The organism is Maridesulfovibrio sp. FT414, assembly GCF_050916235.1.
Lineage (GTDB): Bacteria > Desulfobacterota > Desulfovibrionia > Desulfovibrionales > Desulfovibrionaceae > Maridesulfovibrio.
The window spans coordinates 456,511-468,915 of sequence record NZ_CP104854.1; the positions used below are offsets into that span (position 1 = coordinate 456,511).

Here is a 12,405-nt window from a genome sequence, read left to right on the forward strand (position 1 = left end):
TAAGCCCTATTGAAAAGTGTTGAAGGGATGAGGTCTGGATAAGGGAAACTTTTGTAAAAATTTCCCTTATCCAGCCGCCGGAGGCAACAAAAAACAATGACTTGCGAATCATCAACAGGATTCAGACTCCTGCCTGCAATGCCGGAAAACTTCAATTGGAGGTTTCACCCTCCACTTTGAAGAACAGTAGAAGTGCGTCCGGAATTCGGGCCGAAGCGGCCCGGAAAGAGTTGTGAATCTTGAATGCGAGTCAATTTTGATAAAGCAAAAAGGAGACGATATATGGATCCGAACAAATTCACACAGAAAACCAATGACGCAATTGCTGCGGCTCAATCTCTGGCCATCAAGAACGGTCAGCAGCAGATAGAAGTGGAACACCTTCTCTACTCCCTAGTGGAGCAGGAGAACGGTATTGTTTCCAAAATTCTCGAAAAATCATCCATCGACCCTGCGGCATACAAATCCGCCGTGCAGCGCGAAATAGATAAACTGCCTTCGGTAAGCGGCCCCGGCGCACAGCCCGGACAGGTCTTCGTGACCCAGCGGCTGAACCGGATCATTGTTGCGTCCGAAGAAATCGCCAAGCGCATGCAGGACGAGTTCATCAGCGTGGAGCACCTGTTCCTCGCCATCATGGATGAACACGGTTCTACGGGTGCGGGCCGGGTCAACAAGTCCTTCGGCCTGACCAAGGACAAGGTGCTGGAATCCATGACCACCATCCGCGGCAACCAGCGCGTGACCACCGACAACCCTGAAGCGACTTACGATGCGCTGAAAAAATACGGACGCGATCTGGTCGAAGAAGCACGCAAAGGCAAGCTGGACCCGGTAATCGGCCGCGATTCCGAGATCAGACGGGTTATCCGCATCCTTTCAAGGCGCACCAAGAACAACCCCATCCTCATCGGCGAAGCCGGGGTCGGCAAGACTGCGATCATCGAAGGGCTCGCCCAGCGCATCGTCAAACAGGACGTACCGGAAGGCCTGAAGGACAAGACCGTCTTCATGCTCGATATGGGTGCGCTGATTGCCGGAGCTAAATACCGCGGCGAATTCGAGGAGCGCCTCAAGGCTGTTCTCAAGGAAGTGCAGGAATCCGATGGTCGGATCATCATCTTCATTGACGAAATCCACACCATCGTCGGGGCAGGCAAAACCGACGGCGCAATGGATGCCGGAAACCTGCTTAAGCCCATGCTGGCCCGCGGGGAACTTCACTGCATCGGAGCCACCACCACCGACGAGTACCGCAAGTACATCGAAAAGGACCCGGCTCTGGAACGCCGTTTCCAGACCATTATGGTAGAGGAACCGACCGTGGAGGACACCATCTCCATCCTGCGCGGCCTGAAGGAACGGTTCGAGGTTCACCATGGTGTACGAATCAGCGATGCGGCCCTTGTGGAGGCTGCGACCCTGTCGGCCCGTTACATCACGGATCGCCAACTGCCGGATAAGGCCATCGACCTCATCGACGAAGCCGCAGCCATGATCAGGACCGAGATCGACTCCCAGCCTTATGAACTGGACAAGATCAACCGCCAGATCCTGCAGGCCGAAATTGAGCGTGAAGCCCTGCGCAAGGAAGATGATGCCGCTTCCCGCGAGCGTCTTTCAAGGCTTGAGGACTCCCTCACCGAAATGAAGATCAGACTTTCAGAGCTTGTCGAACAGTGGGAAAAGGAAAAAGGCTCCATTGACACGGTCCGCAACCTGAAGGCCCAGATCGAAAAGACGCGAATTGATATTGAAGAGGCCCAGAGAGCTGGTGACCTGAACCGTGCTTCGGAGCTTATATATTCCACGCTGCCGGGACTTGAAAAACAGCTCAAGGCGATCACAAGCGACATTGAAGGGGAAGACGGCAAGACTACCGCAGATAGCCAAAGGCTGCTCAAGGAATTCGTCGGCCCCGACGACATCGCCGGAATCATCGCCCGCTGGACCGGAATCCCGGTCAAAAGGCTGGTGGAAGGCGAGCGCGAAAAACTGCTGCGCCTTGAAGACATCCTGCATGGCCGGGTAATAGGTCAGGACGATGCTGTCCGGGCTGTATCGGAAGCCGTCCTGCGCGCCCGAGCCGGATTGAAGGATCCTTCGCGGCCCATTGGTTCATTCATATTCCTCGGCCCCACCGGGGTCGGAAAGACCGAACTGTGCAAGGCCCTTGCTGAAGCGCTCTTTGACAGTGAAGAAAATATAGTTCGCATGGATATGTCCGAGTACATGGAAAAGCACGCAGTGGCCCGCCTGATCGGTGCGCCTCCGGGCTACATCGGCTATGACGAAGGCGGTCAGCTCACTGAAGCAATACGCCGCAAGCCGTACTCCGTGGTACTCTTCGACGAGATCGAAAAGGCTCACAGCGATGTATTCAACGTGCTGCTCCAGATCCTCGACGATGGAAGAATCACCGATTCACAGGGCCGCACCGTGGACTGCAAAAACACCATCATCATAATGACCTCCAATCTCGGCTCCCAGATCATGCTTGAAGGAATCGAAGCCAACGGAGAGTTCAAATACGGTGTTCAGGAAGGAGTCATGAACGTACTGCGCAGCCACTTCAGGCCGGAATTCCTGAACCGCGTGGACGAGACCGTGCTCTTCAAGCCGCTGCTTGAGAAGGACATAGTAAAGATCGTGGACCTGCAACTGGGCGGACTGCGCAAGCGTCTGGAAGACCAGAAAATGGACATGCAGGTTTCCGACAGGGCCAAGGCGTTCATCGCCCATGCTTCGTACGATCCCATATACGGTGCAAGACCGCTGCGCCGCTACCTGCAGGCCCATCTGGAAACACCGCTGGCCCGCAAGATCATCGGTGGAGAGCTGCTTGAAGGTCAGACCGTAATCATCGATTCAGGTAATGACGGGCTTACTTTCAGCGCCGAATAAGGCCAGACAGAACAAATTCGAGAGGCCGCATGCTTTCACAGCATGCGGCCTTTTTTCATATTTCAGAACGGCTACGGAAATAAACTTCTGCGGGATGATAAGTCGCAGGACACCCCCATAACTATTTCAGGTTAGTCAGCCACCCCTTATTCCAGTACATTCCTTTACCCCAGAGCAGTCCCCACCTGATAGATAATCACTGCAAGAGAGTATCCGAACCCTAGAGAGCCGAACACCGAGAAAAGGGCCCATTTCCAGTTGGTTTCGCGGGCGATGACCGCCACAGTGACCATGCAGGGCACATAGACCATCAGGAATATGAATACGGACCAGATAGTAGGAGTTGTCCAAGCCTTGTCTGCCGCGATCTTTTCTTTGAGGGACAAAGCATTTTCAGGATCTTCATCGCCAAGAGAGTATGCCGTGGACATGGTTGAGACAAAGACTTCCTTGGCCGCAAAAGCCCCGATAAAAGCAATGTTTGCCTGCCACGGGAAACCGGCAAGGTCAGTCACCGGTGAAATAGCCTCGCTCAGACGTCCGGCATAGGACTGTTTGAGAGCTTCCTCACCTTCCTCGTAGCTTATCCGGGCAAGAATCTCATTAAGCCTTGCTTCATTGGCCTCCGGTGCGGCAGCCCACGTCCTGCTCTGCTCCATAACCTGAGTGCGCTGGGCTTCATAAGCCGCAACGCGCTCTTCAGGAAGATGCGGGAAAGTCATCAGCGCCCACATGAGAATGGAGATGGCCAGAATAACGGTCCCCGCCTTTTTGACGTACTCCCAGACCCTGTCCCAGGTATGGATAGCCACACCGTGAAGCGTCGGGATGCGATACGGGGGAAGCTCCATCACAAACGGAGTGGACTCCCCGCGAAGTGCGGTCCAGCGCAGCAGTCGGCCAAAACAGAGGGCCAGCAGCCACGAAAGCAGCACAAGGCAGAACATCACCGTGGTGGCGTTTTCCGGGTAGAAGGCCCCTACCAGCATGATGTAGGCGGTGGTTTTGGCCCCGCAGATCATAAACGGCGCAGTGAGGATGGTGGCAATACGTTCCTTGGGACTGCGCAGGGTGCGGCAGGTCATGACCCCGGGCACAGCACAGCCACCGGGCAATCCGCCGGACATGATGAAAGGCATGATGGACATGCCGTGCAGCCCGAATGAACGGAACACCCGGTCCACCATGTAGGAAACACGGGCCATGTAGCCGAGATCTTCCAGAAAGACGAGCATGGAGAACATGATCAGGATAAGCGGTGTAAAGCCCATGACCGCCCCGACACCGTCAATTACCCCGGAGACGATCATCGACTTGAGCAGCCCGTCCGGGAGGATGGAGGCAATTGTATTCGATAACCACTCAAAACCGGATTCAACCCAGCCCTGCGGAATCGCGCCCAGATTGAAGGTCACGTAAAACATACCGTACATGGTGGAAAGCATGATGAGCGGCCCAAGGAACTTATGGGTCAGCACAAGATCCACCTTATCGGAAAAATCGAACCTGAGATCGTCCTCCCGGGAGATGACACCCTGCTTGAGGATGGAGTTGATAAACCCGTAGCGGTAATCGGCGAGAACGGCTTCCGGGTAGGTGTTCAGGGTTTTCTGGATATGCTCGGATACCTTGCGGACACGGGCTTCCAGTTCTTCGGAAAGCGGCCCGGACTTACGCCCGTTCCTGATGACGCTCTCGTCCTCTTCAAGATATTTCACCGCCAGCCAGTGCGGGTCGTAACGGTCGGTCATGAAATTATTTTCATTGATCAGGGCGGTCATTTCCTCAATGACCGGATCAAGGTCGTGACCGTAGGAAATATTCACTGGAGACCATTTGCCTTTGGTGCGGTCGGCAACCTCTTTCACGGCTTCCATAAGTTCGGCCTTGCCCACTCCCCTGCGGGCTATGCATTCAATTACCGGCACACCCATGAGCTCGGAAAGCTTTGCGGAATCAATACGGATGCCCTTCTTGCGCACCTCATCCATCATGTTCAGGCCGAGTACCACCGGAACACCGATCTCCATGAACTGCACCGCAAGGTACAGGGAACGCTCAAGCGAAGTGGCATCAAGCATGTTGATGACCACGTCCGGTTTTTCATCGACGATGACATCACGGGCCACCACCTCTTCCATGGAATAGGACGTGAGTGAATAAGTTCCGGGCAAATCCACAAGATTGGCGCAGAAATCAGTGGAACAGTAGCGTCCCTCGGTGCGGTCCACGGTGATGCCGGGATAATTACCGACCCGAGCGGTGGAGCCGGTCAGAGCGTTGAACATGGTGCTCTTGCCGCAGTTTGGCTGGCCTGAAACGGCTACGAAATACTCCTTACCCACTGCTCTAGTCCTCCGGCTGCACGGTAATGAAGTCAGCCTCGTTATTGCGCAGGGTAAGGGTAAAACCCTTCATGCGCAAAGCCACCGGGTCTTCCAGCGGAGCACGGCCCACGACCATGAACTCCGTACCGGGCACAAGGCCCATATCCCGGATTCTGCGGCCCAACTCACCGCTGGCGTTAACAGCGACAACCACGCCTTTCTGGTCCTTCTTCATGGTTCGAAGAGATACTGACATTCCTTCCCTCGTATATTTCTTGATCTTGATTTACATTTTCAGGCACACCCCGGTCCGCCCCAAGAGTGCTCGGTCCCTGTTGTGCTCCACAGGTGATTGAAAGTCAATCTCAAACTCTCAATGATTTCTTATAATAAATCAGAGCGCCAAGCTCCATACTTATTTCGTATACTTTTAAAAGAACTGGTTCGCCACTCCCGCTTTTATAGTGGATAAGTTTCAGTTAAGCATTTAAGGTAATTAATCAGCAATCCTGCTTTTTCAAGCCCCAAAATATATTGTCATGAGAAATATCATTACTTACGAAGACCTGCGTGAATACTCCAAGATCCTACTTTGGGCTCTTGAAAACGAGAAGGGAAAAAAACTCGCCAACAAAGAGATCGTCATAATCAGATACGACCATCTTGCAACTCCGCTTGCGGAAGCCCTTTTTGCTCTCTTGATTGAACGGCACCTTCACCCTGTTATGGAAACGGCACTGACCCCGTCCATGAAGGTCGAGCTTTACATAAATTCAAGTTACGGCCAGCTAGTATTCAACCCTCCGGGCAGACAGGAACTGTACTCACAGGCATCCGGTGTTATCCGCATCCACGCCCCCGAAGAGGTCGGGGCAATGGCCGAGGTCGACCCCCGGTCCATCATGGAGAACAGAAACGCCGGAAAACAGTTCAGACAGTCCATAGAAAAAAGAAAAATGCAGGGAAGGCTGTCCTGGACTGAATGCGTCTATCCCACGCAGGCCCTTGCAGACAAATCCGGCCTTACCCTCGATGACTACACCCGCCGGCTGCTGCGGGCATGCTACCTCAATATGCCAGACCCGGTCCGGGAATGGAGGCGCATTGCCGAACGAACCGGAAACATATCCGACTGGCTGACCGGCATGGACATCAAGTCCATGCGCGTGCAGTCCGAATTGTGCGACCTCTATTTCTCCCCAGGAGACAACCGCCGCTGGGTCGGGGCAACGGGAGATAATATTCCCGGATATGAAATATACATTTCACCCGACCACCGCACAGTCAACGGAGTCTATTTCGCGGACCTGCCTTCCTTATATATGGATAAAAGCGTATATGGAGTCCAGCTTGAATTCATGGACGGAATCGCCATGCGGGTGAAGGCCATGGGCGGGGAACGCTTCCTGCTCGACCAGTTGCGCGCCGATGGAGGAGCCAGAAGAGTCGGAGAATTTTCTCTTACCGACGCCTCGATCTCCAGAGTGGATCATTTCATGGCCCAGACAATCCTTGATGAAAATTTCGGTGGAGAAAACGGCAGCTGCCATCTGGCTCTGGGACAGTCACTGAGCGGTACATTCTCGGGCCCCCCGGAAATGCTGGACAAAATGCTTATGGATTCGCTTGGCTTCAATACGTCCTCAATCCACTGGGATCTGATCAATACCGAGGATAAACGGGTGACCGCGAATCTTGCAGACGGAAAGAAGGTCACGGTTTACGAGAAAGGACGTTTCCTCATTGATTAATTGAAGATTCGCTGAATGGCATGATTTAAAAAAAATCCGAAAATATCCGAATTGCTCCCCCCGGATGTGTTGACAACATCATGGGGATGCTTATTTGTCCAATTGTGCGGTCTGGCAGCCCTTTTTCAAAGGCTCAGGCCGCTAATTCATGATACCGGAGAGTCCATGTCTGGAAAAGAAAATACCAAAGAAATGACTGAACAGGAAACCGCGGCAACAGAAGCAGAAGAGACCGCGACTGCTGAGAATGAAGTTACCCTTAGCGAAGACGAGCTCAAAGCTCTCTGCCGTGAACACGTCTGCCCCGCATGTGATGTTATGGGAGAAGCCAAGGATGAAAGGCTCCGGGCTCTGGCGGAAACAGAAAACATCAAGAGAAGACTCGCCCGCGAGACTGAAGAACTGAAAAAGTTCGCGGCGGAGTCCATTCTTTCCAGCCTTCTGCCTGTACTGGACAACCTTGACCTTGCACTGGACCATGCCCAGAACCTCGACGCATGCAAAGACTTTGTTACCGGAGTGGATATGACCAGAAAGATGTTTCTGGACACTCTCAGCAAACACGGCCTTGAAGCCATAGGCAAAGTCGGCGACGAATTTGACCCCAATTTTCATGAAGCCATGGGCATGGCACAGATGGCAACCTTGCCTGACGGAAGCATAGCCCAGATGATGCAGAGAGGATACGTGCTCAAAGGACGTGTAATCCGCCCTGCCAAAGTTATGGTCAACAAAACTGCCTAGTTTTTTTTGTACGGCACTTTACAAGTGTAAATAAGGCATTAGTTCATAATGCAGTGAAACTGAAATTTTATCTGGAGGAAATTATATATGTCTAAAATCATCGGAATCGACCTCGGTACCACCAACTCCTGTGTTTACGTAATGGAAGGGAAAGACCCCAAATGCGTAACCAACCCTGAAGGCGGACGTACCACCCCGTCCATCGTGGGCTTTACCAATAAAGAACGCCTCGTCGGCGAGATCGCCAAACGTCAGGCTGTAACCAACCCTGAAAAAACCGTTTTCGCCATCAAACGCCTCATGGGTCGCCAGCTCAGCGCTCCTGAAGTAAAGAAGTGGGCTGACCACTGCCCCTACCCCATTGTGGAAGGCAAGGGCGGAGATGCATGGGTTGAAATCGAAGGCAAGAAGTACAGCCCTTCTGAAATTTCCGCCATCATCCTGCAGCAGCTCAAAAAAGATGCTGAAACCTACCTCGGAGAAGAAGTAACCGAAGCGGTTATCACCGTTCCCGCGTACTTCAACGACTCCCAGCGTCAGGCAACCAAGGATGCAGGCCGTATTGCAGGTCTCGAAGTAAAACGTATCATCAACGAGCCCACCGCAGCATCTCTCGCTTACGGCTTTGACAAGAAAGCCAACGAGAAGATCGCTGTATTCGACCTCGGCGGCGGTACCTTCGATATTTCCATCCTTGAAGTAGGCGACAACGTTGTTGAAGTACGTGCCACCAACGGTGACACCTTCCTCGGCGGCGAAGACTTCGACAACGCTGTAATCAAATACCTTGTTGAAGAATTCAAGCGCGAAAACGGCATTGACCTTTCCCAGGACCGCATGGCCCTGCAGCGCCTGAAAGAAGCCGGTGAAAAAGCCAAAAAAGAGCTTTCCACCGCCATGGAAACCGAAGTCAACCTGCCCTTCATCACCGCTGACCAGAACGGTCCCAAGCACCTTATGGTCAAGCTTTCCCGCGCAAAGCTGGAAAAACTGGTTGAAGATCTGGTCGAACGCACCAAGATCCCCTGCCAGAAGGCTCTCAAGGATGCAGGCCTCACAGCAGCGGACATCGACGAAGTAATCCTCGTCGGCGGTATGACCCGTATGCCTCTGGTTCAGCAGAAGGTACAGGAATTCTTCGGCAAAGAACCCAACCGTTCCGTTAACCCGGACGAAGTTGTTGCAATGGGCGCATCCATTCAGGGCGGTATCCTCGCCGGTGACGTTAAGGACGTACTGCTCCTCGACGTTACCCCGCTGTCTCTGGGTATCGAAACCATGGGCGGTGTTTTCACCAACCTCATCGAGAGAAACACCACCATCCCGACCCGTAAGAGCCAGGTGTTCACAACTGCGGCTGACAACCAGCCCTCTGTGTCCATCCACGTTCTGCAGGGTGAGCGTCCCATGGCTGCTGACAACATGACTCTGGGCCGCTTCGAACTGACCGGCCTTCCCGCAGCTCCGCGCGGCGTGCCCCAGATTGAAGTAACCTTCGACATCGATGCCAACGGTATCGTTAACGTATCCGCTAAGGATATGGGAACCGGAAAGGAACAGTCCATCCGCATCACCGCTTCCAGCGGCCTGTCCGAAGACGACATTCAGAGAATGGTCAAGGACGCTGAAGCCCATGCCGAAGACGACAAAAAGAAACAGGCCCTCATCGAAGCGCGCAACCAGGCTGACTCCCTGATCTACACCACCGAGAAGTCCCTGCGCGAAATGGGTGACAAGGCTGATGCAGCCCTCAAGGCCGACATCGAGTCCAAGATCGAAGACCTCAAGAAGGTACAGGATTCCGACGACCTCGACACCATCAAGCAGGCCACTGATGCTCTGGCACAGGCTTCCCACAAGCTTGCTGAACAGCTCTATGCCCAGCAGAACCAGGCACAGGATGCCGGTGCAGCAGGCCCCGAAGGCGCAGCTAACGCCAAAAAAGACGATGACGACGTCGTAGACGCCGACTTCACCGAAGTTAAGAACTAAGCTCTTCCGGCACTTGCATGCCGAGCTGGTAAAGTATACTTTAATCCGGCCTTGCCCAAAACGGCGAGGCCGGTTTTTTTGTTTCCTCCGGCCTGAAAAGAACCATCGGACATATCCATTTAATTCAGAATCCTTGACGAATCCCGGAACATGGGCCACAAACTCTGCATGAGATATTATATGAACAAAGATAAGACCTGCCGTCTTTTCCAGCATATTTTTGTAACGGTTATGCTTGCTGCCTTTGCGGTGGCAGGCTCCGGCTGTATGGGGGCTAAACAACCGATAAGGACTTCCCCGGCCATGTCGGTTGACATGCTTTCCACACACGAACTGGTCCAGAAAGCCGATCAGGTCTGGCAGAAAAAGGATTACGTCAGCAGTGAACTTTTCTACACCCGGCTGCTGGAACGCAAGGATATCCCTGCAAACGCCATCCTGCCAGCTACCGAACGTCTAGCAGTAAGTTCCTTCAAGGCTGGACACTACCATGAAGCCGAGGCGCGGCTTGATCAGTGGAAAAAGCTCTCCGCAGAAGCCACCAACTCCCCGGTCTGGCAGGATTATTATTACGAGACACTCAAGGCGACCAAAGAACTGGACAAGTTGCGCACCCACCTTGCAGCAGCAATGGAAGACCCGTTTCTGCCCTGGGACATCCGTTCCACTGCAGGTAAGCGTCTTTCATCTATGTCCCAGAACGCCGAGTCTCTGAGCGCACTGGAGCGTCTCTACGCCATCGCCCCGGCAGAAGCCAACCAGAAAGAACTTGAACACTGGTTCACAGCAGGACTTGAAGACAATAGTGACTCGGAACTGGAATCCATGGCCGCACTTATCCCGGCAGGTTCCAACCTCAAATTTCCCTACGAGCTCATCAGCTTCGAACAGGCGATGCGCAAATCCGGGGCCAAGGAATACTGGCCCATGGCATGGCGGACTATGACCGGCATCATCCAGAACGGACAGATCGCCGACAAACCGTGGTACAATCACATTGTGGCCGAACTTGAAGGTAAATACGGAATTCCCAGGGTGGGCATTACCCTTGTTCTGCCCATATCCGGACGTTTTCAGGAATACGGATGGAAAATCATCCGCGGGGCCGGAGCTGCACAGTGGGAAATGACCAAGGCCGGGCTGGACGTGGATGTACAGGTCATCAACACCGAGGCTCCGGGCTGGATAGAGAAGCTCCGGAATCTTCCGCCGTGGTATACCGTCATCGGCGGGCCCATCAGTGTCAACGCCTTTAAGGAGCTTGAGCAGTCCGGCATTTATTCGGACAAGGTCACCTTCTCTTTCCTTGCCAAACCCGGCAACCTTGAAGAAGGAAAAGAGGCATGGAGATTCTTCTCCAGCCCCGAGGACCAGATCCGCTCCTCACTGGATCTTGCCATTGACGATCTTGGAATTACCAAGTTCGCCATCCTCTATCCGCAGGAAAATTTCGGGCGCAAGATGTCCCAGATATTCTTCAACATAGCTTCCGAACGAGGCGCAAAGATCACCGGCATGGAATCGTATCCTCCGCGCGACTTCCCCCAGTGGGGCAAGGTTGTCGGCAAGCTTGTGCGTGCCCCGGAGAAAAAGGCCCAGAACATTGCCGCAGGTCTTGATGAAGACGCACCGTTGCCGGAAACCGATTTCGGTGCTGTGTTCATCCCCGACACCTGGCATCAGGCCCAGTTGCTGATTCCGCACTTCTTTTTCCATGAAGCGGACACCCTCGTATTTCTGGGTCCCGAACTCTGGAGTCAGGCACTCAACTCCGCCCGTGATGTAGAGGCGCAGAACCTCAAACTCACCGTTGCCCCCGGAGCATGGTGGCCTGCCAGTGACGGTGCCGGAAGACTCAAGGAAGTAATGGAGAACGAAGGACTCGGCACCCCTGATTTCTGGGTTGCGCTTGGATATGATTTCATCAAGTTTTCCAGCAAGCTCGGCACATTCTCGACCGGATGGACACCCGAGACAGTAAACAGCCGTATTGCCGATGCCCAGCACATGGACTTCAGTCTCGCGCCCATCAGCTGGGATTCAGCCGGTCACGCAAGCCAGAAGCTTTACCTCTTCCGCCCGGAACAGAACGGGAAGACCCGTGTTGACGCCAGTATAGTCAGCGATACGCTTTCTCGCGCCAAGGCAAGAAGAGTTGCCCGAGTTAAAGCCTGGGAAGAAAAACAGGCCGAGCTTGAAGCGAAGAAAGAAGCTGCCGAGTTAAAGGGATCCAAGGCAGATAATTAAAAACATTGTGTTTAAAGTATGCCTCCGTCGGCATCATCAATTTCCCCGACAGTATCCCGAAAGGATGAGACAAAAGATCATCCGGGATTTCAAAAGCTGCAGCAGCCTTTGACCGTCGAAGGCATCAATAAAAGGAGAATTCAATGAGTGATGAAAAGCTCAATTTAGAAGAGGTCGCCCGCGTTGCGCGACTGGCCCGTCTGGACCTGTCCGATGAGAAGACCGCCCTGTTTGCAGGTCAGCTCAACAACATCCTCTCATACATGGACAAGCTGAACGAAATCGATACCTCGGACGTGGAACCCATGTTCAGCCCGGTGGAACATACTACCGTGCTTCGCAAGGATGAAGTGAAGAAAGAGCACAGCAGGGAAGAAGTCCTCTCCAATGCTCCCGCTTCCGACGGCCAGTACTTCATTGTCCCCAGAATTGTTTAACCG

8 protein-coding genes are annotated in these 12,405 nt (G+C 53.5%); 6 read left to right on the forward strand and 2 right to left on the reverse strand.

Translation table 11 applies throughout. The features are described from left to right. Window positions 1-282: 282 nt before the first annotated feature. Window positions 283-2,904, forward strand: a complete 2,622-nt coding sequence (clpB, locus tag N7E73_RS02045; RefSeq protein ID WP_432737193.1) for an ATP-dependent chaperone ClpB — start codon at window positions 283-285, stop codon at window positions 2,902-2,904. A gap of 164 nt (window positions 2,905-3,068) precedes the next feature. Here clpB and feoB read toward each other — a convergent pair whose 3' ends face one another. Beyond that, on the reverse strand, window positions 3,069-5,249 hold the full coding sequence (feoB, locus tag N7E73_RS02050) for a ferrous iron transport protein B (protein ID WP_432737194.1): 2,181 nt from the start codon (window positions 5,247-5,249) through the stop codon (window positions 3,069-3,071). Window positions 5,250-5,253: 4 nt separating this feature from the next. Beyond that, on the reverse strand, window positions 5,254-5,487 hold the full coding sequence (locus tag N7E73_RS02055) for a FeoA family protein (protein ID WP_432737196.1): 234 nt from the start codon (window positions 5,485-5,487) through the stop codon (window positions 5,254-5,256). Between the two features lie 283 nt (window positions 5,488-5,770). Between N7E73_RS02055 and N7E73_RS02060 the strand changes: the two genes are divergently transcribed. The 5 genes from N7E73_RS02060 (at window position 5,771) to gatC (ending at window position 12,402) form a co-directional block, all read left to right on the forward strand. Then, complete coding sequence (locus N7E73_RS02060) at window positions 5,771-6,982, forward strand: aminopeptidase (RefSeq protein ID WP_432737197.1); 1,212 nt, start codon at window positions 5,771-5,773, stop codon at window positions 6,980-6,982. Between the two features lie 165 nt (window positions 6,983-7,147). Then, window positions 7,148-7,726 carry a nucleotide exchange factor GrpE gene (grpE, locus tag N7E73_RS02065; RefSeq protein ID WP_432737199.1) on the forward strand — a complete coding sequence of 193 codons (579 nt, stop codon included), beginning with the start codon at window positions 7,148-7,150 and terminating at the stop codon, window positions 7,724-7,726. 87 nt (window positions 7,727-7,813) lie between these two features. Then, complete coding sequence (gene dnaK, locus N7E73_RS02070; protein WP_432737200.1) at window positions 7,814-9,718, forward strand: molecular chaperone DnaK; 1,905 nt, start codon at window positions 7,814-7,816, stop codon at window positions 9,716-9,718. A 180-nt stretch (window positions 9,719-9,898) separates the two neighbouring features. After that, on the forward strand, window positions 9,899-11,965 hold the full coding sequence (locus N7E73_RS02075) for a hypothetical protein (RefSeq protein WP_432737202.1): 2,067 nt from the start codon (window positions 9,899-9,901) through the stop codon (window positions 11,963-11,965). Between the two features lie 143 nt (window positions 11,966-12,108). After that, window positions 12,109-12,402 carry an Asp-tRNA(Asn)/Glu-tRNA(Gln) amidotransferase subunit GatC gene (gatC, locus tag N7E73_RS02080; protein WP_432737204.1) on the forward strand — a complete coding sequence of 98 codons (294 nt, stop codon included), beginning with the start codon at window positions 12,109-12,111 and terminating at the stop codon, window positions 12,400-12,402. The last annotated feature ends 3 nt before the right edge of the window (window positions 12,403-12,405 follow it).